The organism is Mycobacterium kiyosense, assembly GCA_021654635.1.
Taxonomy (GTDB): Bacteria; Actinomycetota; Actinomycetes; order Mycobacteriales; family Mycobacteriaceae; genus Mycobacterium; species Mycobacterium kiyosense.
Genome location: AP025179.1, coordinates 4620621 through 4642680 on the forward strand (window position 1 = coordinate 4620621; position 22060 = coordinate 4642680).

Here is a 22060-nt window from a genome sequence, read left to right on the forward strand (position 1 = left end):
TAGGCAAATTGTCGGGCGCAACCCGCGGCATCCCGAGCTGGGCTGCCGGCGGCCTGGATCGCGGAGCGCCGCGTCTTGCGCTCTGGGTTTCTTACCACGCTCGGGGTTCAGTGCAACAGAAAGGGACCGTCTTGACATCAATCCCCCCGATGTCCCAGATGTCCCACATTTCCGAGTCACGCTTACCGCTAAGCACATTGCGCGTCCTCGACCTCACCGAGGACGCCGCCGAATGGTGCGGCCGAATCCTGGCCGACCTCGGAGCCGAAGTCATCCGCATCGAGCCACCCGGCGGCTCTCCGGGACGCCGCGACGACTTCGGGTTCGCGCTGCGCAACGCCAACAAATTCGGGGTGGTCCTCGACCTCGACGATCCCGCCGGGCGATCCGCATTGCTGGATCTCGCCGCCGACGCCGACATCCTGTTGGAGTCGTTCAGCCGTGAGCAGCTGGAGACCCACGCGTTGACATCGGCGGCGCTGCTGCAGGCGAACCCCGCCCTGGTGGTCGTGTCGATCACCGACTTCGGGCGCACCGGCCCATACCGTGATCGCGTCGCCACCGAAGATGTGCTCGCCGCCGCCGGCGGTGTCTTGTCACGGTCGGGGCCACCCGGCGGCACACCGTTGCTGCAGCCCCGGGGGGTGGTGTCGCTGACCGTCGGCGTGAACGCGGCGTTTGCGGCGCTGGTGGCGTACGTGAAGCGGGTGCGCACCGGCGAGGGCGAGCACGTGGACGTCTCGGCGCTGGAAACGGTGGTCCACGGGTTCGACCCGGGCTTCGGATCGCAGGGCACCGCGGCCGCCGGCCGATCGGAGACCTTTCCCCGAGGCAGACCCGATGCGGCCAACTACTACCCGATCTACACCTGCGCCGACGGGCACGTCCGAATCTGCCTGCTGGCCGCTCGGCAATGGCGTGCCATGTTCAACTGGCTGGGCCAGCCCGCCGAGTTCGCCGACCCGCGGTACGACGCGATCCCCGCCCGCTTCGCGGCCTCCGACCGGCTCAATCCGCTCATCGCCGCACTCTGTGCCGACCGCACCCGCGATGAGCTTGTCGCCGAAGGCACCGCCCGGGGCATCCCGATCGCCGGCGTGCTGACGGTCGATGAAGTGCTGGCCAGCGACCACTTCTCCGAAACCGGCACGCTGGTAGAGGCCGACATCGCCGACGGCCTGCGAGCGACGGTGCCGTCCGGTTTCGTGTTCGTCGACCGCGCCCGAGCGGGGTTAGTTCGCCGCGCCCCACGACCCGGCGAGCACAATCACCTGCTGACCGCTGCCCGCTCGAGTCGACCCGACCACGACCTCGGGTTGCCGGCGCTGCCGCGTGGGGCAGCGCCGTTGAGCGGCCTGCGAATGCTCGACCTGGGTGTGATCGTCTTCGGCGCCGAACTCGGCCGCCTGTTCGCAGACCACGGTGCCGACGTCATCAAGGTCGAGAACTCCGCGTTCCCCGACGGCCTACGCCAGACCCGTAAGGGGGGCGGCATGAACGCGTCCTTCGCCTGGGGACACCGCAACAAACGCGGCCTGGGTCTCGACTTGCGCCATCCCGAGGGAGCCCGCCTCTTCCGCGAGCTCGCCGCCCAGGCGGACCTGGTCTCCGCGAACTTCAAACCCGGCACGCTGGAAACGCTCGGGTTCAGTCACGCCGAACTGGCCCGGGTGAACCCCCGCATCGTCGTCACCGACAGCAGCGCATTCGGCAGCCGCGGCCCGTGGCGCAGCCGGATGGGTTACGGGCCGCTGGTGCGCGCGTCCTGCGGACTGTCGGCGCTGTGGCGAGACACCGACGCGAATCCCGATGAGCCCAGCGCTTATTGCGACGGTTCGACGGTATATCCCGACCACGTCGCCGGGCACGCCGCGGCGGTCGCGGCGCTCGCGGCGATCATCGGGCGCGGCTCAACCGCGCGCGGCCAGTCAATCGAGGTGCCGCAGGCCGACGTCGCCGTGTATGCCTTGGGTCCCACTCTGGCGCTGGCCTCGAAGGCCATCGCCTCTGGTCAGCCGGGCAGTGTCGACGCCGAAGGAAACCATCGAGCCGGTCTGGCGCCGGCCGGGGTATTTCCCTGTGCCGGTGATGACGAATGGTGCGTGATAGCGGTGCGCGACGACGTCGATTGGCGGGCACTGGCCGCGGTGACCGGCCTACCCGACGATCCGGCCTTGAGCACTTTTGCCGGGCGCGCCGCCCAGCGCGAGCGGATCGAGGAGCGACTGGCCGGCTGGACCGCAGCGCACGACCCTGTCGACGTAGAAGAAAAGCTGCAGGCCGTCGGGGTTCCGGCTGCGGCGATGGTGCGCCTGCCCGACGAACTCACCCACCCACAACTAGTGGCGCGGGACTCCTTCCACACCCTGGATCACCCTTTGCTGAGGAGTCCCATACCGGCCTCGGCGCGCATCGCCCGCTTCTCCACCATTCCGGACCCGGAGCTGCGTCCGGCCCCCGCTCCCGGCGAGCACACGCGGGAGATTTGCGCGTCGCTGCTTCACCTGGACGCTGACGAGATCGACCGCCTGGTGGATGCCGGGGTGCTGCAGCCGCCGATCGACGAATCCACCTCACCCCGGCAAGCCGAGAAAGCCGCCGGGGCTCAGCCGGCACGGAAAGGACTCGCCCGTGAGCATCAGCCTGGATAGACATTCGGTCTTCATCGGCGGCACGTGGGTGGCCGCGTCCGCGTCGACCGCCGAGGTGCTGGAAGCGGCTACCGGCAAGGTGCTGGGCAGCGTGGCACTGGCCGGAACCGCTGACGTCGACGCTGCGGTGAGCGCCGCGGCGGCGGCGCTGCGGGGTCCGTGGGGGGCCACTTCCGGGATGGAGCGTGCCGAGCTGATGCGTCGGATGGCCGCGTCGCTGCAAGCACGGGCCAAGGACACCGCCGAATTGGTCAGCCGCGAAAACGGCATGCCACGCCGGCTTTCCCTGGGCGCCAACGGCTACTTTCCGTCCATCGCGCTGGACTACTACGCCGGCCTGGCCCAGCACATCGACGATGAAGACGAGCGGCCGGGCGCGCTCTCACACGTTACTGTCCGCCGCGAGCCGATCGGGGTGGTCGCCGCGGTGATCCCGTGGAACTATCCGATGAGCCTGGCCGCGATGAAGATCGCCCCCGCGCTGGCCGCCGGCTGCACCATCGTCCTCAAGCCGCCGCCGGAAACCGCCCTCGACGCTTTCGCGTGGGCGGAGGCGGCGCTGGAGGCCGGCCTACCCGCCGGCGTGCTCAACGTCATTCCGGGCGGGCGGGAGAGTGGTGCCGCCCTGATCAGTCATCCCGGGGTCGACAAGGTCGCCTTCACCGGCTCCACCGCCGCCGGCCGCGCTATCGGCGAGATCTGCGGTCGGCTGCTGCGGCCCGTCACGCTCGAGCTGGGCGGCAAGTCCGCGGCGATCATCGCCGACGATGCCGAGCTGGACGCTTTCGTAGCGGCGCTGCCCGACATCTGTCTGCCCAACAACGGACAGACCTGCCATGCCGCCACCCGCATCTTGGCACCCGCCTCGCGGTACGCCGAGATCGTCGACGCAGTGACCGACACGGTCGGCGCGTTGCGCATCGGCGACCCACTGGACAAAGCCACTCAGATCGGGCCCATGGTCAGCGCGGCCCAGCGCGGCCGCGTCCTCGATTACATCGAAACCGGCAGGGCAGGCGGGGCGCGTCTCACGACCGGGGGCGGCACGCCCGCCGATCAATCCGTGGGCTGGTTCGTCGAGCCCACAGTCTTCGCCGACGTCGACAACGCGATGACAATCGCCCGCGAAGAGATCTTCGGGCCGGTGCTGTGCGTGCTGCCCTACGCCGACGACGACGAGGCCGTCGCGATCGCCAACGACTCCGACTACGGGCTCGGTGGCACGGTGTGGACGACCGACCCGGAACGGGGCGCGACGCTGGCGGCCCGGATGCGCACCGGGTCGGTGGGAATCAACCACTACGCCCTGGACGTGGTCGGCCCGTTCGGCGGCGTCAAATCCAGCGGCGTGGGTCGCGAACTGGGTCCCGAGGGCCTGGCGCCGTACGTGGCGCTCAAATCGGTCTACCGGCCCCCGGTCAGGGAGAACCGTTGACCGCAGCCATCGTCGGCCTGGGCATGACGGAGCTGGGCAAGGTCTATGGGCGGTCGTCGACCGCGTTGGCTGCCGAGGCTGTCCAGCGGGCGGTCGGTGACGCGGGGCTGGGGCTGCGCGACCTGGACGGTCTGCTCGTCAGTGCCGGCGTCAAGCAGGACGTCGGGGTGGGACTTGCCGCGGTGTTGAGTCTGGGCGAGCTGAATTTGCTGGCCCAGGTCAACGCATTTGGCGCCACCGCCGGGGCGATGGTCGCACACGCCGTGCAGGCCATCGAAGCCGGCGTGGCCACCACGGTGGCTTGCGTTTTTGCGGACTCGCCTTTGAAGCCCGACCGCTCGGCGGGCGCGTCGTGGCGCTCGCCCAATCGGTTGGGCAGTGCCGGCACCGCGGCGCGCGGGTTGGCCGGCTGGTCGCTGGCCTCCGGCGCGGTCAACCCCAACATCCTGTATGCGTTGTGCGCACGGCGGCACATGCAGGCATACGGCACCACCTCGCGGCAGCTCGGCGAGATCGCGGTCGCTCAGCGCGCCTGGGCCGCAGGCAATCCCGTTGCGCAGCTACGCGATCCACTGACGATCGAGGAGCATCAAGAGTCGCGGTGGATCGCCGAACCCTTGCATCTGCTGGATTGTTGTCTGGTCAGCAACGGCGCCATCGCCGTGGTTGTCACCGCGGCGGACCGGGCGGCCGACCTCCCCCACCCACCCGTCCACGTCTGGGGGTACGGGCAGGCGCATGCGCCACGCCGGATGCAGGCCGGCTCGCAGTGGGGTCTGGTCACCCCGGCCGCGCGGTCGGGACCGCAGGCGATGCGGATGGCCGGCATCGGGGTCGACGATGTCGACATCGCGCAGTTGTACGACTGCTACACGTACACGGTGTTGGTCACCCTCGAGGACTACGGATTCTGCGCCAAAGGGGAAGGCGGCGAGTTCGTCTCAGACGGCAGACTCGCTCCCGGGGGCAAGCTCGCGTGCAACACCGGCGGCGGGCAACTGTCGTCGTACTACATGTGGGGCATGACTCCGCTGTCGGAGGCGATCATCCAAGCGCGCGGCGACGGCGAAGCACGCCAAGCCCCCCGCAATGACGTGGTGCTGGTCAGCGGGAACGGCGGCATCCTCGAACACCACTCCACCCTGGTGCTCAGCCCGCATCGACGCGGGGCCGCGGCATGAGTGCCACGCTGCCCGCGGTCGTGCGGGACGAGGCCAGCGCCGCGTTCTTCGACGCGGCGTCTCGCGGCGAGTTGCTGGTCAAGCGGGGCCCGTCCGGGACCGTCCTGCCCCCAGAGGCGCGCACCGATCCGACGACCGGCTCGTCGGACCTGGAGCCGTGGGTTGCCACCGGCGAGGGGACACTGGTGAGTTGGGCCGTCGTGCACCGCGCACCGCTGCCCGCGCTGGCCGCGTCGGTGCCCTACGTCACCGCCATCGTCGAATTGACCGAGGGCCCATGGCTGTTGGTACGGCTCCTCGTCGACGAGCCCGATCGGCTGAGTGTCGGCGATCCGGTGCGGGTGCGCTTTCTACGTTCGGGTGATGGAGCAGAAGGCGAACAGGGTTGCGAGGTGTTACCGGTGTTCGAGCTCGCTTCGGGATGCTGGGTGAGGCTGCGGATCTTTCGCTCTGCATCCGTTCAGCCACCGGTAAACGTGCGTTCCCGCACCTTTCCGTTTACAGCTGTGCCCGATCTTGCAGGTATCGCTTCAGGTCGCCGATGAACTCGGTGTAGATCGCTTGGGAAGACCGCGGTGACTTCGTCGAGAACGTTGTGCTCGCAGTCGAACTCGCCGTACCACTCGAGGAACGTCGTCCCGGTCTCGGTGATCGGCAATGCATGAACGGTTCCGCGATACGTCGACACCGGGAACGGGATCTCGTCGGCGAACTCGTAACTGTACCGGCGGCCCGGGGCGTCGTAACCGATCAGTCGCTCGCGGGCCGTCTGCCCGTCGGGCTCAAGGGTGAGTCTCCGCACCGACCCGACCGTTGCCGGGCCCGAACCGTTCTCGGACTCACTGGCCCGGATGCGGGCGATCCATCGGGGCAGACCGTGAAAGTCGCCGAGAACCGCCCACACGGCGTCGACGTCGGCGTCGATGGTGCAACTGACGTAGGCGAGGCTCATTGGTCTCCGATCGGTGGCGGATCAACGTCCCGACCAGATTGTCCTGCTGCGGCGGGCGCGGGTGATCGGCGGCAGTTGACGTTACGCCACCGCACAGTTCGAGCCGCGTCAGGATGCGGCTGTGATCGTTGACACGTCGTAACCTACTGAAATAAGGTTTTTGCGTTGGCGGCGATTCCCGGCCGGCCGCGCCATGACCTGTCCAAAGGGAGAGAGCGCATGCGATGACCGAACTGGTGACCGACGGTCTGAGCTATTGGGCGAGGCAATCCCCCCACCGTGCCGCCATCGTGTTCGACGGCGTGGATAGCGTCGACTACGCGGCTCTGGATCGCTGGACCGACAGTGCCGCAACGCATCTGGCCGCTGCGCTCAGTCCTGGGGAGCGGGTCGGGATCATCGGTGACAACAGCCTGGAGTGGGTCGTCGCAGCAATCGGAGCCCTCAAGTTGGGGGCCGTCGTCGTCCCCTTCAACAATCGCTTCACCCCCGACGAGCTGCGCTATCTGATCGACGACTCCGGCCCCAGCCTGATCCTCGCCGACGCCGCCCACCAGAGCCGGGCATCGGCGGCCAGACAAGGGACCACAACGCAGCTTTGGCGTCTAGAGGATTTCACCGGGTTGCGTCATCAGCAATGCCCCGCGGTTGCGCGCCGCGAGGAGGGAGGCGCAGCCGGACGACATCACGCAAATTGTCTACACCAGTGGAACGACTTCGCACCCAAAAGGTGTCGTCTTCACCCACCGCAGCACGTTCAACCTGGTCGCGGACCTGGCCATCACCGAACCCGCACTTCGGCCCGGTGCCCGAATCATCTACACCCTGTCGATGTCGGGGGCCCCGGGACTGCTCTGGCACATTCTGCACCCGTTGATCCGGGGTATGACTATCTACTACGAGCGTGGCTTCGATGCCGCGACCACGCTACACCGACTCGCCGACGAGCGGATCCAGATCCTTTCAGGCGTACCTGTTCTCTACGAGCGCATGGCGTCCCATCCGGATTTCGGGTCGGTCGACCTGTCGGCACTGGAACTGGCGACGGTCGCGGGTGCCCCGGCCCCCATCGCGACGATGAAGTCCTGGCTGAGCAAGGGTGTCGTCGTGCAGCAGGCCTACGGAATGACGGAACTGGGGGGGCTTTCCACCATCAACCCCAAGGAGCAGGCCGGCCAGTGGCCTGAATCAATCGGTGATGGAACGGTTTTCACGCGCCTGCGGGTGGTGCGGCCCGACGGCACCGACTGCGAGCCCGGCGAGCCCGGCGAGATCATCGTGTCCGGTCCGGGCATCGCGCCGGGGTATTGGCGAAACGAGGACGCTTACGCCGCCGCGATGCGTGCCGGCTGGTTTCACAGCGGCGACGTTGGTATCAAGGACGCCAACGGGATTCGCGTCGTGGACCGGCTCAAAGACATCATCATCACGGGCGGTTTCAACGTCGCCCCCTCCGAGATCGAGGCGGTGGTCAGCGCGCTACCCGGCGTGCTCGAGACGTGCGTGGTGTCGGCGTCCGACCCGAAATTCGGTGAGGTGCCTGCGACTGTCATCTACACCGAAGAGAACCTGACTGCGCAAGCAGTGATCGAACACTGTCGAGCACATCTTGCCGGCTACAAAGTGCCGCGCCACGTCATCATCCAACACACGCCGTTACCACGGATGGCCAGCGGGAAGATCGCCCGACGCCAAATCCGCGAGGCTCACCCCGAGCTGATGTCAGACACTCAAGCGGTCGGCTGAGGCCACCGGTTTCAGGAGGCTGTCGGCTCTTTGAGTTCCGCAGTGGCAGAGCCGAACTCATTCCAATGTAGCGGTGGCGGCGCTGTCTCGGGGACCTGCGGCGCCGCGCCGCGCAGGAAACTACGAATCGACTCGGCGAACACGCCGGTGGCGGATCGCTGATTGGCGGCGGCGGCCGCGACCAGCACCGGTTCGGTGGCCGGATCGGCGTTGGCAAATAGGCGCCCCCTGCCCTCGTCACCATGCATCGCTTCGGTGACGCCGGCGCCCAAAACCAGTTTGTCCAGCCCATCCATGATCAACACCACTTGCTCCAGCGGCACGCCGATCTCGATCAGATACGCCGCGGACTTGTTGTAGTTGCGGATGAGCACATCGCGCGGCATGAACTGCAGCAGCAGCGGCACCGCATTGTGGTGCCGCAATATCGATTCACGAAACGCCAGACTCAGCGCCACAAGCCACTCCATCCAGTTGGGCACCGACGTAGGGTCGGGTAACCGCGTCTCGACCACTATCGCCCGCGCCACCGCCTTCAAGATCTCCGCCTTGTCCTCGAAATGGTGATACAACGACGGCGCTTGCACATTGAGCTCCCGCGCGAGGCGGGGCAGGCTGAACGCGTCCAAGCCTTCCGTATCGATGATGCGCAACGACGCCTCCACTACGGCGTCACGACGGATTAAGGGCTTGGAGGGACGGGGCATGGTCACATTATCGACCATCGGTTGCTCAAACGCAGCAACGCGGCCGAGATAAACCTAAAATCAGCAGGTTTACTACCTGCTGGCCTCGCTCGGCACGGCCTGACCACTGGCAGCCGCGACGGCGCTCACATCAGTTGCCGAGCGCTCGGCGCGGCGACTGGCACGCAACATCAGCCACGTCATCGTCACCATCCAGATGAAGAACGACACACAGAGCAACCACCAGGCCAGAATCCCGTTCCAGGCCACGGGGCCGCCGTGCACAAAAACGACGAAACTGCCCGGCGCGACGCCCAGTGCGGTCCAGATGTTGAGGTAGGCAGACCAGCGTGGCAGCAGTGGCTGTGGGCGACGATCGGAGAACACCACGATCGCGATGATCGCCATCTGGACCATCGCGGTTCCGACCACCCCGACGTACGGCAACCACGCCAGGTCATTGAGCATCTGGACGGTCTCGGGGCTGCGCTCAGCCCGGTACGCCGCGGTCTGCCACACCAGCTGCGGGAAGATGAACTCGAGGATCAAGCACGATCCGGCGATCAGCTGGGCCGTTGCCAGCGGCGAATCGCTGCCCGCGATCCGACGGATCTGATGGGTCAGGGCCGCGACGAAAAATGCCAGAAAAGGCGCTGCCGCGGTGGCGACCCACAGGCCCGCCCGGATCCGGCCTCGGTGTTCGGCGAACATCCGCGCTACTGCTTCGGCGCTCATACCCGGGGCCGGCGGCGGGATGAAGCCCGCCAGCAGCCAGAAACCGACAAAGAACAACGGAGCGAAAGTGATTCCGCCCCAGATGCAGACGCGCTGTTGTCGCTCCGTCATCATGGCCGCGCCTGTCGTGCAGTGTCGGGACAGGACTCGGCCGAGGTGCGCATGTTCCCGCCCACATGGTCGGCGGAGCTCAGCACTCGTAGCGCGGCGATAACTCGCGACAACCGAGGCACCGCAACCAACCCCGAGGGCCCACCGCCGCCGACGACGACATCAGCAGTCATCGGCGCACTACCGTTTGAAGGCGTCGATGATCTGCAGGTAGCAGTCCTCGGACTCCTCGGCGGTGAACGGCGGCACATAGGACGTGTGCAAAGCCAGGTGCGGCAAACCCTTGTAGTTGTCCAGTTTCTGGCGACACTCCTCCGGCGTCCCGGTGATGGAGAACAGCTCCACAAGCTCTTCGGGGGTGTCCTCGAACGCGGCCAGTCCCTTTTGCATCATCGAAATCCGCAACTCGTTGACCAGGTCCTGCACGCCCTCGATCTCGGCGACAACGTCAGAAACCGGATGGGCGATGTAGAAACCGACGTGCTTCTTCGCGCGCGCCAGAGCGACATCACGGTCGGGGTGCACGCAGCAGATGACCTCGCACGCCAAATCGAGCGCATCCGGATCACGACCGGTCGAACGTGCGCCCTCGGCGATGTTGGGTAACACGATCTGCTCGAAAAACTTTGGCGTCCATAGGTATCCGACCCATCCGTCGGCCTTGGCTCCGCACAACTTCAACATCTGCGGCCGCATACCCGCAACCAGGATCGGGATCTGCGGGCGCACCATCTCCCGCAGCCCCCACGGGTTGATCGGCGGGGCGACGAAGTTGTAGAACGAACCGCTGTAGGGCTTGACCTCTTCACCGGCGAGGTATGCCCAGGACCGGCGCAACACATCGACGTATTCACTGAGCCGCTTGATCGGCTTGTTGAAGTCGGTGGAGTGGAAGGACTCCAGAAACTCCGGAACTCCGGTACCGAGGCCGAATCTCATCCGGCCTCCGGACAGCTCGTCGACATCGGCCGCTGCATTGGCCGCTTCGAACGGCGAGCGGTTGAATGCCGTCGCCAGCCCCGAGCAGAGTTCGATGTTGGAGGTGGCCAAGGCCGACGTGGCCAGCATCGCAAACGGATTGCGGTATACCTCATAGGTCCACACCGAATCCAAGCCCGCCTCGTCGGCCATCCGCGCGTAATCCGGTATGCGCGAAAGCGCTGCCGTGCGACTGGGCATTGTGATTCCAAGTTTCAAGGCCCCAAACCCCTTTCAGGTTGAACTACCAACTGTTTCGTACAAAGCGGGCATGACGGTTCGCGCAAAGCGTTCCTGGTTGGCCAGCGCCACGGCCGGCGTCAGATTGCCGAACGCCGAGACGACGATGAGGCCGCCGGCATCGGTGCGGCGCACTATCTCTCGGGTCTGCTCGATGACCTCGTCGGGTGTCCCCCACGGCTGCAGCTCGGCCAGGAAGTGCGCGAACTGCTCGTGACCATGCTTGGCGATGGTCCGCGCGATGTTGCCGTAATACTCGTAACCGGGTACTCGCGCCGTTGCCTCATCGGCGAACCCGTAGTGATCGATCGTCGAACGGTAGTAATTGACCACCTGCTCGAAGTATTCGGCGGCGGTGTCGCGATCCTCGTGACAGGCATTGAAGATGACGACCATCGGCTTGGGCGGGTCACCTTCGCGGTACCGGCGATAGTGCTCACGGTAACGCTCCACGTCACCGACCGTTTGCTCCCAGGGTTTTTGCAAGAAAATCATGATCCCGGCGCCCAGCCGCGCCAGCACCTCGGCGGACTCCGGCGAGATCGACGAAGCAAATACCCGCCCGCGCAACGGAGCCAAGGGGGCCGGCCGCAGATCCACACCGCGGATTCGTCCGGTTTCGAACGCGTCCAGCAGCTCGGCGGCGTACTGATCGAACAGCTGGCGGGAGCGCCCCATCTCGACGCCGAAGCCGTCGAACTCCTGACGCGCCAGACCGCGCCCCATGCCGAGGATCAGCCTTCCGCCCGAGAGGTGATCGAGCACGCACGCGTGTTCGGCCAACCGAATCGGGTCGTGCCACGGCAATACCGACACCATCGTGCCCAGCTGAACCCGGTGCGTCCGCCCCGCAACCCAGGTCAGGAACTGCAGTGGATCCGTCGACATCGAGTAACCCGCGAAATGATGCTCCACCGCCCACACCGAATCGAAGCCGAGCGACTCGGCCCGGTCGGCAAGCGCCATCTCCGCCTGCCAGACCTCGCCATCCGGTCGGCCGTCAAGGTTCTGGAAGAAGTGTCCGTGCCCGATACGCATGACGGATTGCGGCTCCTCAATCATGGCCGCGACTCTGAACGACCGTGTAGACAGAGCCGAACCGCAGCATGTTTTGGAGCATATCAGCACAGCCGACGACTGTGAACGATCGTTGACTTCTGCACCAAGACAGCGTTAGTTCGGCCGCAGCGTTTCGCTTCGCTCGACGAAGGGCCTCGGCGCACTCTCTCGGTCAGGCCGTTGTGGGGCGTCCCCGTACTGAGCACGTTGTCGAATGTCGGCCAGGAGTCCGCGGCCGGAGGTGTCCGGTTGAACCCGAGGCCATACCGTGCTTGCGGCGTCAACGCGGGCCTCGGTGCCGACGACATCTGACATTCGACGAGGTGACCGCCCCCTACTGCGACCGGACGTGCGCGAGGTCATAGCGTTCCGCCGCGCGCGGCGCGAGCACTATTGCACGCTGATGTTGCCAAACCTGTGGACGGGCAGTCCGAGCCACGGCGCGTTCGTGGCCCGCGAATTGGGCCTGCCGGCCGTGGTGAACACGCACGACGCGACGCGACGGCTGCGCTCGGGAGATCGCGTCCGAGTCGACGGATCGGCCGGCACGATAACCCGGATCCCATAAATGCCTACCTGGACTGATGCGAATAAGCCGAACTGCCGGACCGGTCGCTGTTAACGATCGGTTGCAGTCTAGATCTTTGTAATAGATTTGATCTAGCGTGTATTCGACGATTTTGGCAGTAATCGTTCTCCACGACGTTTGACCAGGAATAGAGTACCCGGGTACACGCACTCGGTGTTACACCAGAACCTGACGACCGCCATGGAATCAGGCCGAAACTCGGATTGAGAGGTGACCGACGTGAACCTCGGCGCAGCGCAGATCTCGAATATCCGGCTCACCGACGCCTTCAAAGGCGTGCAGCGGTGACCGGCCCGGAGAGGCCGGTCGATCCTGATGACGTCATCGTCGTCGGCGGGGGTCCTTCGGGGCTCGCCGCGGCGCACCGGTTGGCGCAGGCGGGCGTGTCGGTCCGGATCCTGGAAGCCGCGGATCGCGTCGGCGGCAAGATGTCAACCAACCACCGTGCCGGCTACATCATCGACAACGGCGCTCTGTTCATCACCAGCACGTACGGCAACGTGCTGTCGATTGCCGACCAGCTCGGCATGAGCGACGAGGTCGTTCCGGGCAGATTCGTACTGTCGGTGGTCCGCGATGGCGTTCTGCACGATCTCGACGGAGACCACCTGGTCTCCGCGATCGTCAAGACCAAACTGCTGTCGGTACGGGCCAAGGCAGAACTGGTCAAACTTGTCCCCGAGCTGGTGCGGTCACGCAAGGCCCTCTACGAACGCATTCCGACGACCGGCGAGTACGACGTGGAGTCCGTGGACGAGTGGGCGCGTGCACACCTGAGTCGCGAGCTGCGGGAGTACCTGATCGGCGCGCTGATGCGTGGTATCGCGGCGACCTCGGGCCGAACGTCCTCGCGCGTAGACTTTTTGGCGCTGCTCACACTGCTCGGCGGTGCCAAGCTCCTGGCCTTCAAAGACGGTATGAACTCCTACGCGGATCGCATAGCGCAGGACAAGAAGGTGGATCTTGGCGCGACCGTGGACAGCATCGAAGCCAGCGATGCCGGCGTAACCGTGAACTGGACCGACAGCGGGGGCGCACAACGGATCGAGCGGGCGGCGGCCTGTGTCGTGGCGACACCCGGAAAGATCACTGCGGAGCTGGTCCCGCAGCTCGACGAGTGGCGGCGACAATTCCTGCGGCGCGTCCACAACAATCCCTTCATGATCATCAGCGTCGGTCTGTCGCGCCGTCCACCGCTCGCTGCCACCTACGTCCTGATACCGGAATCCGAGCATCCGTTCATCACCGGTGTGATGGTCGATCACAATAAGGCCGAGGGACGCGTTCCCGCGGGCAAAGGCCTTCTGACACTGACGATTCTGGATACCTGGGGCCGCGATCACTGGGACGACGACGACGACGAGATCCGCCGGTCGGTCCTCGATGGTCTTCAAAAACTCTTGCCGTGGATCGCTGGGGCGGTCGATTTCGTCGACGTCAGCCGGTGGCATCTCGAAGTCAGTCCGATCGGCTTCTACCGCGATCTCGGCAGGTTCCGCGCCCTGTGCGAACAGGACACCCGCATCCAGCTCGCCGGCGACTCGCAGAGCATGCAGAACATCGAGGCCGCAACGACGACAGGGCTACGGGCGGCAGAACGACTACTCGCCACCGGAATTCTGCGGTGACTGCTGTCCAAGCCGGCGCAGACCCATCGCCTCCCGCAGCATGATGTGCGCGAACCTTTGCGCCACTGCGCCACCAACCGGGTAGCGGCAACGAAAGGGCTTTCCTGGGACGGGGATTGGAAGCTCGCGTCGACGAAACCCGGCAGCTTCACCGGAGTCACGGCGGGTCGGTCTTGAGACCGGTGATCAAATACCGCAGACCGACCTCGAAGGCAGCCGGCGAACCGCCCCGTCCGCGTCTCGTTTCGATCATGACCGCACCCAGCAGGTAGTTGAAGATGACGCTGATCCCATCGGTTGCCTGGCGGTCGTCGAAGCCACCGCCGCGGAGGATATCGAGGATGCGCTCCCGCGCGTCGGCGATCCAGCCACCGGTAAGCTCGCGGGCAACCAGGATTTCGGCGATCCCAGGGCGGTCGACCAATACACTATGCAGGTCCTGGATCACTTCGAAGAGCACTTCGTCCCAGGACTCGGATGTTGCTGCACGGATCGCCGGAACGGCGATGGTACGGGCGACAAGCGCTTCCAATAGTGCGTCTTTGCAATCGAAGTAGCCATAGAGCGTCATATGGCTGACGCCGAGTTCGGCACTGAGGCGCCGCAAGCTGACGGCCTCCAGACCGTCGGCGTCCAGGATCGCCAAAGCCACGTCGATCACATGGTCGACGTCGAGAAGTGCGCGGCGCCCGGGCCGATTACCGGTGGTCATTACCGCAAAGGTAGATCATGCAGTTGACAGGCAAAACCTTTACGGTGTAAATATTTGGTCATCGAGTTCGGCGTCGAACAGGGGAATCCGTGAGGCTTGGCCTGCTGTTGCCCACGATGCAATCTATGGACGTCAATCGCGCCGCTCTGCGAGCCGCGGAGCAGGTGGGAGTCGATGACGTCTGGGTGCTCGACCACATGATGGGCCTCACCCATCCGGCAATATGGCCGTTGTTCCCGGCGTCCCAAGCACTTTCAGATCCCGATGCGCTGCTCGACCCCTTTTGCGTCGCTGCCGCGCTGGGCCCCACCACCGACCTGCCGCTGGGCCTCTGCGTCACCGATGCCACCCGACGCCGGGGCGGTGATCTGACCCGCGCCGCCCTCACTCTGCACGACGCCTGCCGGGGCGGTTTCGTCCTGGGCGTGGGCTCCGGGGAGGCGGAGTCCATCATCCCTTTCGGCTACGACTACGACTCCCCCGTCGGCAATGTCGAACGAGCCTTGCGCGAAATCCGCTCGATGCTCGACCACGGCCGAATGCCCGAAGGCGTTGGCCGCACCGGACTTCCGCGGGGCGGCGACAAAGGCATTCCCCAGGTCTGGGTGGCGGCCCAGCACCCGCGGATGCTACGGCTGACCGGTAGGTACGCCGACGGGTGGCTGCCGCTGCCCAGCAGCGTGGACCGCTACCGCGAGCAATTCGAGGTCATCAAAGCTGCCGCCGCGAACGCCGGCAGACCAACACCGGTGGCCTCACTGGTGCCCGCGACCATTCTCGGAGACTCTCGCGAGCAGGTCTTGCAGACGCTGGAACGGCTACCAGTCGCGCGCTTGATCGCCTACTACTTACCCGCCGCGACCTGGCGCACGTACGGCCTGGAGCATCCAGGTGGACCGAACTGTCGCGGTCAGGCCGACATCATTCCGCACACGATCGAGGCCGAACGTCTCGTCGAGATCGCCGACACGATTCCCGTGGAGCTCGTCGAGGAACTCGCCTGGTTGGGCAACGCCGACGAAATCGCCGAGCGCATCGCTCCCTACGCCGATTCCGGCGCGACCCATCTGCTGCTCGGCGACGTCACCGGAACCACCTACGCACCCCAAGAGGCAGCGCGGGTGATCGGCGAACAGCTCCCGCGGCTGCGGACCCTGCTTGAGCAACTATGACGCGAAGGACCGCGATGACAACCGACATGGAACGCGAGATCACCCCAGAAGACGACTCGTTTCGCTACCACGAGCGACCCGACGATCCGTTCTGGAACGAATCCGGCTTGTTCGGATTCATGATTCCCGAGCGCAAGATCGACGGCTACTTCTACGTGTGGCACCGGCCGAACATGAACCTGACATCGGCAGGCGTTGCGCTGTGGGACGACAAGGGCATGGAAACGCACAACTGCCTCTATTCGGAATGGTTTCACTTCAACCCGATGGCCCCCGACACCGACATGTTCGACTTCGAACTCGGTAATGGCATGCGCTGCAAGACCATTGAGCCCCTCAAGCAGTATCGACTCGGCTACACCAGCGACACCTATGCCCTCGACCTGCTCTGGACCGGTGCCTATCAGCCACCCAACCTGCACTACTCCGGCGAGCACGGCTTCGACATCTACGGCGGCGTCCACTATGAACAACTCGGCACCGTGACAGGCACCATAACCCTGCACGGTGAGACGATTCCGGTTGACTGCCACCACTTTCGCGACCACTCCCGGGGTCTGCGGCCCGGCCCGGCCCACAACCTTCCCGGTGGTGGATTCGACTTCGCCTGGGCCTCCGAGCGCACCTCCTTCGCGGTCACGTCGGCACGGCCCGACCCCAGGGCGCCGGTCAGCGCCCGATCGATCGACCAGGTCAGCTACGGCCACCTGACCAAGGACGGCATCACCGCGCATGTCGTCGACGGCACCCGCGAGGTCCTGGACCGCGAGGTGGACGGCCGGCCGCGAAAGGTCGCGCTCCATCTGATCGACGAGCTCGGCAGAGAGATGCACGCCGAGTCAGAAGTTCAGAACTGCCTGAAGTGGCACAGCATCTGGCACATGCAGTGGTGCCTCGCCAGCTGGGACGTCGACGGCGAGTCGGGTTGGGGCGAGAACCAGGACTGGTTCGACATCGACGTCATCCGTGCCCATCAGCGCCAGGCGTTGGGCTCGCGATAATGGTGTCCAGTCCCGACGAGCTCACCCCCGACTGGTTCACGAGTGCACTCGGAAGTGCCGGCTCGACGGTGACTGACGTCCAGCTCGAGCAGGTAGGTGGCGGCGCCATGTGCCACATGGTGCGTGCGACGCTGGCCTGGGCCGCGGGCGACGGTGGGCCCGATTCGGTGATCGTGAAGTTCCCGACTTCGGATCCGGGCACGCGCGCGCTTGCCCAGGCGATGCGGATGTACGAGCTCGAAGTCCGTTTCTACCGTGACCTGCTGCCCAGGCTGGCCGACTTGAGCACTCCTGCTTGCCATCTCGCCGAACTCGATGAGGCAACGGGAGCGTTCACCCTGGTTCTCGAAGACCTCAGCGCAAGAACTCGCCCGGGCGATGTGCTCGTGGAGAGCACCGAGGACGAGTGCAATGCGGTCTTGACTGAACTCGCTCATCTGCAAGGTGCGTCGTGGGACTCGTCGACTACCGCGGCAATGCCCTGGCTCGCGGATCATCAACGGACGGTTCAGCTTTTCGATTCGATGCCCGCCGGACTCGAGCCGTGGCTCGCTCGCTTCGGCCACGCCCTAGAGCCCGCTCAAGTCTCGCTGTTCGAGACGGTGATTCCGCAAGCCGGAAAATGGATCAGATCGTGGGCCGGCCCGTCGGTCGTTCAGCACGGTGATCTGCGCACGGACAACGTGCTTTTCAGTCTCGACCCGGTTCCGCGGGCGACCCTGCTGGACTTTCAAACGGTGCGTCTGGGCCCACCCGGCATGGACCTTGCATACTTCCTGGGCTCCTCACTCTCGACGGCGACTCGGCGCGCTGCCGAGCGGGCTCTGCTGGCAGAGTTTCACGGCCGCCTCACCTCCGCCGGTATCGCCGGCTACGACTTCGACGACTGCTTCCGGGCCTACCGCGAAGGTGCGATGTATGCCGTCTACCTGTTCTGCGGGCTGTCCAGCCAGGTCGCGCCTTCGGAGCGGGTCGACCGGGTGATCGCGGACCAGACCCGCCGATACGCAGACATGGCACTGGACTTGGAAGCCGCGCAACTCGCCGGTCTGATGTGAACGCGCCCGTTCAGGTGTCTAGGTGGAAACCGCTGGTAGCACCAGAGTTTCGATGACCTTCCGGATGAAATCCGCGTCGACGGTCTGCCCGTTGAGTGCCCGCAGCAGACTCATCGCGGTCAAAACATCGGCGACCAGGGACCAGTCGCGGTCGGCGGCTATTTCACCGCGGGCGGCGGCGCGGGCGAGAATAGTCGAGATTATCGGTGTGCCCTTGAGCAGAATCAGGTCGCCGAGAGCCTCGGCGAGCTGGGGATCGCGGGTGGACTCCAGCGCAACGCGAAGCACGACGTCGTTGGTGATCAATGCGTTGTCGTTGCGTGCCACTCGCTCGACGAGCGCGTCGAGGTCGCCGGCCAGACTGCCGGTGTCCGGAACGTCGTCGGTGCGCAGATCGGGCCGCCAGTAGAGCAGGACGTCGGTGAGCAAGGCCGCTTTCGACGACCACCGGCGGTAGATCGCGGCTTTACCCACCCCGGCGCGCGCGGCGATGTCGTCCATATTCGTTGCGTCGTAACCATTCTCGGTCAGCGCGGCCAAGGCGGCGTTGAGTATCGCGGGATCACGGGAACGGTCCAGCCTGCCAACCGTGCGTTGGCGGAGCTTAGATTCCATCTCGGCCATGAGTGTTATACCTTCACTGGTTGCGCGACCGGGGCGGTGTTCACATCCTCCTCGGGCTCGTCGACCTTCTTGGTGCGGAAGGTGTTGAGTGGCCACCAGAACCAGTTGCCGAGTGCGGCCGCGATCGCCGGCGTCATGAATGCCCGCACGATGAACGTGTCGACGAGCAGGCCCATTCCGATCGCGGTGCCGAACTGCCCGATCACCCGCAGGTCACTGACGATCATCGACGCCATCGTCGCCGCGAAGATGAGACCGGCCGCGGTGACGACCCGACCGGAGGCACCCATGCCGCGGATGATGCCGGTGTTCAACCCGGCCGGGATTTCCTCCTTCAAACGCGAAACGAGTAGCAGGTTGTAGTCGGACCCCACGGCCAGCAGGATGATCACCGTCAGCGGAAGCACAATCCACTGCAATCCCAGCCCGAGGATGTCCTGCCAGAGCAGCACGGAGAGACCGCAGGCGGTGCCTAGCGAAGCCAGCACCGTACCGACGATCACCAGGGACGCGACCAGACTACGGGTGATCAGCAGCATGATCGAGAAAATCAATATCAGCGTGGCGATGCCGGCGATGGTGAGGTCGATGACGACCCCATCCTGCATGTCGCTGTACATCGACGCGGTACCGGCCAGCGAGACTTTCGACGATTCCAGCGGGGTGCCTTTGAGGGCGTCGGCCACCGCCTCCTTGATGCCCTTGACATGTTGGATGCCTTCCACCGAGGCCGGGTCGCCTTGGTGGGTGATGATGAACCGCACGGCTTTTCCGTCTGGCGAGACGAACATCTTCAAGCCCCGTTGGAAGTCGGGGTTTTTTGAAGACTTCCGGCGGCAGATAGAAGGAATCGTCGTTCTTGGCTTCGTCGAAATATTGACCCATCAACGTCGACCCCTGCCGCGCCCTCCTGCATATGGGCTTGGATCCCCGCCATCGTGCTGTGGGTCGACATCAGGAAATCACGCATGGTCTTCATCGAGTCGATGGTCGCCGGGAAATCGGCCAGCAGTTTGGGCATCAACTGGTCGATCTTATCGAGATCGCCGTTGAGGTCGGTCAGTTGCTCGGAAAGCTGGTCGATGCCGTCCAGCGAGTCGAAGATCGATCGCAGCGACCAGCAGAGCGGAATGTCGAAACAGTGCTTCTCCCAATAGAAGTAGCTGCGAATCGGTCGCCAGGCGTCCTCGAAGTCGGCGATGTGGTCGCGGAGTTCGTTCGTGGTCTCGACCATGGCATGGGATCGACCGACCATGCTGTGCGTCGTCGCGGTGAGGTCTTTCATAACCCCGTACATGTGCTCCATGATCGCGATGGTGTTGCTCAACTCGTCGGCCTGTTTCAACATCTGAGCTGTGTTGTCGTTGTTGAACTTAGCCGTCTGCAGCGTCGCCGAATTCTGCATCGCGATCTGGAACGGGATCGAACTGTGCTCGATCGGCGCCCCGAGCGGCCGGGTGATGGTCTGCACCCGCCCGATGCCGCGTTCATGGAAGACGGCCTTGGCGACCCTGTCGATGATCAACATGTCCGCCGGGTTGCGCAGGTCGTGGTCGGCTTCGACCATCAGCAATTCCGGATTCATCCGGGCCGGCGTGAAGTGCCGTTCGGCGGCTGTCTGCGCGACGTTTGCCGCGATGTCCGGCGGGGTGAACTTCTTGTCGTTGTAGCTCGGGACGTAGGTCGTCAGACTGACGAAACCGATCACCGCGATGAAGGAAGTCACGACGATGATGGGTTTGGGCCAGCGCGTCACCATGGTGCCGATCCGGCGCCAACCCCGTTCCGAGACTTCACGTTTCGGATCGAAGAAACCGAACCTGGACGCGACCGCGAGTACCGCCGGAGCCAGCGAGAGGCCGGCCAGCATGGTGGTCACGAGCGCGATGGCGCAAGGCACCCCCATGGTCTGGAAATACGGAAGCCGGGTGGCGGTCAGGCACAGGCAGGCGCCCACGATCGTCAGACCCGAACCCAGGATGATGTGCATCACGCCGCTGTAGGCGGTGTAGTAGGCCTCTTCCCGATCCTGGCCGCGGGATCGGGCTTCGTGATATCGGCCCAGCAGGAAAATGAAATAGTCGGTGCCGGTGGCGATGGTCAGCATCGTGACCATGCTGACGGCGTGCGGGGTGAGGCCGATGATGTTGAGATTACCCGCGGTAGCCACCACCCCTTCGGCAGCATAGAGCTCGAAGCGGACGAGTACCAAAGCCAGGAACGCGTTCTTCAGCGAGCGGTAAATCGCGAGCAGCATCACGAAGATCACGCCGATCGTGACCGTCGTCATCAGGTCCATGCTGTTGTGCGCGGCGATGAGGGTGTCGGTGTTGAGCACGGTGTTGCCGGCCACGTACGCTCGCACGCCCGGCGGCGGGGGCACGCTCTTGACGATCTTGCGGACCGCGGCGACCGACTCGTGACTGGGGCTGGTGCCCTGGGCGCCGTCGAGGAAGACCTGCACGTAGGCGGCCTTGCCGTCCGGACTCTGGGAACCCGCGGCGGTCAGCGGATCGCTCCAGAAATCCTGGACGTTCTGTACGTGCTTGCTGGCCTTGAGTTTCGCGACGATCTTGTTGTAGAACTCGTGCGCACTGTCACCGAGCTTGTCGTCGCCTTCCAGGACGACCATCGCGGTGGAGTCGGTGTCGAACTCTTGGAACTTGTGGCCGATGTTCATCATGTCCTTGAACGCCGGCGCTTCCGTCGGCGTCATGGGCACGGAGTGCTTCCCCGCCACCTCGCCCAGCGACGGGGTGAACAACGTGGTGCCGACCGCGATGAGGAGCCAGAAGAGGATGATCGGCACCGCAAGGACACGGATCAGGTGGGCGACGCGGGATCGGTGTGCGTGTGCGAGGTCGTTGCTCATACCGATTTCACCAAGCAGTAGATGAAGGGTTCGAATCCGTCGCTGCTGCGATCGTCACGAACTTGGCCGTCTACGATCACCCGGCATCGGAGGGTCCGCATGCCGGGGTCGCCCTGCGCGACGATATTGGCTGACATCGAAGGCAGTGTCGTCACGATCGTGTAGGACCACGGCAGCGGGGCGTTCTCGACCAGATGGGGTTGCCCGTTCTCGTCGAGATAGTTGGCGTTGGCAGTGCCGCCCGCCGGGGCCGTGATCTCGTAGGTGATGTGTTTGGGATTGAACGGCTTCGTGTCGGCGTTCACCTCGCCTCTCGCGACGGCGCTGTTGGCACCGAAAGTGTTGCGAACACGGATGACAACGTAGGTGCCTAGCACGACGACGACGACAAGAAGCAGCGGTATCCACGCCTTCCGGAACAGTCGATACACCCCACCGTCTCCTCACCTACCGGTCGCCACCACACGCCACGCACCACCAATGAGCCGTCGGCACGTCAGAGCGCAGAAAGTCGCCTCGCATTCATGACGGAACTTGAGTTCCATTGCCGATCGAATGGGACTGTACCGCATCGCCAGCCACTTCGACGACCCAGGCTGCCACCCCAAGTCCTCGAGCCGGCCCGGTTCA

General features: G+C 65.0%; 17 protein-coding genes and 3 pseudogenes. 11 read left to right on the top strand and 9 right to left on the bottom strand.

Annotated elements, in window-relative coordinates; genetic code table 11:
- The first annotated feature begins 197 nt into the window (after positions 1-197).
- The 4 genes from L6444_RS21715 to L6444_RS21730 are packed head-to-tail and all read left to right on the top strand — an operon-like array spanning position 198 to position 5812.
- Positions 198-2651 (top strand): CaiB/BaiF CoA transferase family protein, encoded by a 2454-nt coding sequence (locus L6444_RS21715; RefSeq protein WP_373877348.1) that lies wholly within the window; start codon positions 198-200, stop codon positions 2649-2651.
- Positions 2632-4086 (top strand): aldehyde dehydrogenase, encoded by a 1455-nt coding sequence (locus tag L6444_RS21720; protein WP_236977180.1) that lies wholly within the window; start codon positions 2632-2634, stop codon positions 4084-4086. Before L6444_RS21715 ends, L6444_RS21720 begins: the two co-directional genes overlap by 20 nt.
- Complete coding sequence (locus L6444_RS21725; protein ID WP_236977182.1) at positions 4083-5267, top strand: thiolase family protein; 1185 nt, start codon at positions 4083-4085, stop codon at positions 5265-5267. Before L6444_RS21720 ends, L6444_RS21725 begins: the two co-directional genes overlap by 4 nt.
- The gene (locus L6444_RS21730; protein WP_236977184.1) at positions 5264-5812 is read left to right on the top strand and encodes a Zn-ribbon domain-containing OB-fold protein; all 549 of its coding nucleotides are present in this window, start codon (positions 5264-5266) and stop codon (positions 5810-5812) included. Before L6444_RS21725 ends, L6444_RS21730 begins: the two co-directional genes overlap by 4 nt.
- Here the strand turns inward: L6444_RS21730 and L6444_RS21735 are convergent.
- Complete coding sequence (locus L6444_RS21735; RefSeq protein WP_236977186.1) at positions 5728-6219, bottom strand: SRPBCC family protein; 492 nt, start codon at positions 6217-6219, stop codon at positions 5728-5730. The genes L6444_RS21730 and L6444_RS21735 overlap by 85 nt on opposite strands.
- A gap of 224 nt (positions 6220-6443) precedes the next feature.
- Here L6444_RS21735 and L6444_RS30780 point away from each other — a divergent pair.
- Both L6444_RS30780 and L6444_RS30230 read left to right on the top strand, forming a co-directional pair.
- Positions 6444-6782 (top strand): annotated as a pseudogene (locus L6444_RS30780) (AMP-binding protein); the annotation flags it as partial.
- Positions 6783-6867: 85 nt separating this feature from the next.
- Positions 6868-7965, top strand: a complete 1098-nt coding sequence (locus L6444_RS30230; RefSeq protein ID WP_255730833.1) for a class I adenylate-forming enzyme family protein — start codon at positions 6868-6870, stop codon at positions 7963-7965.
- Between the two features lie 11 nt (positions 7966-7976).
- Here the strand turns inward: L6444_RS30230 and L6444_RS21750 are convergent, their stop codons facing one another.
- The 4 genes from L6444_RS21750 to L6444_RS21765 form a co-directional block, all read right to left on the bottom strand.
- Positions 7977-8672, bottom strand: coding sequence for a TetR/AcrR family transcriptional regulator (locus L6444_RS21750; protein WP_236977187.1), 696 nt, complete (start codon positions 8670-8672; stop codon positions 7977-7979).
- A 72-nt stretch (positions 8673-8744) separates the two neighbouring features.
- The gene (locus tag L6444_RS21755) at positions 8745-9500 is read right to left on the bottom strand and encodes a hypothetical protein (protein ID WP_236977188.1); all 756 of its coding nucleotides are present in this window, start codon (positions 9498-9500) and stop codon (positions 8745-8747) included.
- A gap of 177 nt (positions 9501-9677) precedes the next feature.
- The gene (locus tag L6444_RS21760) at positions 9678-10676 is read right to left on the bottom strand and encodes an LLM class flavin-dependent oxidoreductase (RefSeq protein ID WP_236977189.1); all 999 of its coding nucleotides are present in this window, start codon (positions 10674-10676) and stop codon (positions 9678-9680) included.
- Between the two features lie 33 nt (positions 10677-10709).
- Positions 10710-11777, bottom strand: a complete 1068-nt coding sequence (locus L6444_RS21765; protein ID WP_236977190.1) for an LLM class flavin-dependent oxidoreductase — start codon at positions 11775-11777, stop codon at positions 10710-10712.
- 421 nt (positions 11778-12198) lie between these two features.
- Between L6444_RS21765 and L6444_RS21770 the strand changes: the two are divergent.
- Positions 12199-12342: pseudogene (locus L6444_RS21770) on the top strand (PEP-utilizing enzyme); the annotation flags it as partial.
- Between the two features lie 305 nt (positions 12343-12647).
- Positions 12648-13991 (top strand): protoporphyrinogen/coproporphyrinogen oxidase, encoded by a 1344-nt coding sequence (locus tag L6444_RS21775; protein WP_236977193.1) that lies wholly within the window; start codon positions 12648-12650, stop codon positions 13989-13991.
- Between the two features lie 157 nt (positions 13992-14148).
- Here L6444_RS21775 and L6444_RS21780 read toward each other — a convergent pair whose 3' ends face one another.
- Entirely contained in the window at positions 14149-14652 is a 504-nt protein-coding gene (locus tag L6444_RS21780) for a TetR/AcrR family transcriptional regulator (protein WP_236977195.1), read from the bottom strand.
- A gap of 176 nt (positions 14653-14828) precedes the next feature.
- Between L6444_RS21780 and L6444_RS21785 the strand changes: the two genes are divergently transcribed.
- Genes L6444_RS21785 through L6444_RS21795 form a run of 3 tightly spaced genes read left to right on the top strand, consistent with a single transcriptional unit; the run spans position 14829 to position 17934 of the window.
- Positions 14829-15875 carry an LLM class flavin-dependent oxidoreductase gene (locus L6444_RS21785; protein WP_236977197.1) on the top strand — a complete coding sequence of 349 codons (1047 nt, stop codon included), beginning with the start codon at positions 14829-14831 and terminating at the stop codon, positions 15873-15875.
- 14 nt (positions 15876-15889) lie between these two features.
- A complete protein-coding gene (locus tag L6444_RS21790) occupies positions 15890-16876 on the top strand; it encodes a DUF7065 domain-containing protein (protein ID WP_236977199.1) in 987 nt (328 codons plus the stop codon).
- A complete protein-coding gene (locus tag L6444_RS21795; protein WP_236977201.1) occupies positions 16876-17934 on the top strand; it encodes an ecdysteroid 22-kinase family protein in 1059 nt (352 codons plus the stop codon). Before L6444_RS21790 ends, L6444_RS21795 begins: the two co-directional genes overlap by 1 nt.
- A gap of 18 nt (positions 17935-17952) precedes the next feature.
- Here L6444_RS21795 and L6444_RS21800 read toward each other — a convergent pair whose 3' ends face one another.
- The 3 genes and pseudogenes from L6444_RS21800 to L6444_RS21810 form a co-directional block, all read right to left on the bottom strand.
- Positions 17953-18558: a TetR/AcrR family transcriptional regulator gene (locus tag L6444_RS21800; RefSeq protein ID WP_236977202.1), complete on the bottom strand. Its 606-nt coding sequence runs from the start codon at positions 18556-18558 to the stop codon at positions 17953-17955.
- Positions 18559-18563: 5 nt separating this feature from the next.
- Positions 18564-21430, bottom strand: a pseudogene (locus L6444_RS21805) (MMPL/RND family transporter).
- On the bottom strand, positions 21427-21861 hold the full coding sequence (locus tag L6444_RS21810) for an MmpS family transport accessory protein (protein ID WP_236977203.1): 435 nt from the start codon (positions 21859-21861) through the stop codon (positions 21427-21429). Before L6444_RS21810 ends, L6444_RS21805 begins: the two are co-directional and overlap by 4 nt.
- Positions 21862-22060 lie beyond the last annotated feature (199 nt).

What these genes read in the sequence shown, in the direction of transcription:
- L6444_RS21730 (WP_236977184.1), top strand. Translation starts at nt 5,264, where the DNA reads ATGAGTGCCACGCTGCCCGCGGTCGTGCGGGACGAGGCCAGCGCCGCG.
- L6444_RS21735 (WP_236977186.1), bottom strand. Translation starts at nt 6,219, where the DNA reads ATGAGCCTCGCCTACGTCAGTTGCACCATCGACGCCGACGTCGACGCC.
- L6444_RS21750 (WP_236977187.1), bottom strand. Translation starts at nt 8,672, where the DNA reads ATGCCCCGTCCCTCCAAGCCCTTAATCCGTCGTGACGCCGTAGTGGAG.
- L6444_RS21755 (WP_236977188.1), bottom strand. Translation starts at nt 9,500, where the DNA reads ATGATGACGGAGCGACAACAGCGCGTCTGCATCTGGGGCGGAATCACT.
- L6444_RS21760 (WP_236977189.1), bottom strand. Translation starts at nt 10,676, where the DNA reads ATGCCCAGTCGCACGGCAGCGCTTTCGCGCATACCGGATTACGCGCGG.
- L6444_RS21765 (WP_236977190.1), bottom strand. Translation starts at nt 11,777, where the DNA reads ATGATTGAGGAGCCGCAATCCGTCATGCGTATCGGGCACGGACACTTC.
- L6444_RS21785 (WP_236977197.1), top strand. Translation starts at nt 14,829, where the DNA reads ATGGACGTCAATCGCGCCGCTCTGCGAGCCGCGGAGCAGGTGGGAGTC.
- L6444_RS21790 (WP_236977199.1), top strand. Translation starts at nt 15,890, where the DNA reads ATGACAACCGACATGGAACGCGAGATCACCCCAGAAGACGACTCGTTT.
- L6444_RS21795 (WP_236977201.1), top strand. Translation starts at nt 16,876, where the DNA reads ATGGTGTCCAGTCCCGACGAGCTCACCCCCGACTGGTTCACGAGTGCA.
- L6444_RS21800 (WP_236977202.1), bottom strand. Translation starts at nt 18,558, where the DNA reads ATGGCCGAGATGGAATCTAAGCTCCGCCAACGCACGGTTGGCAGGCTG.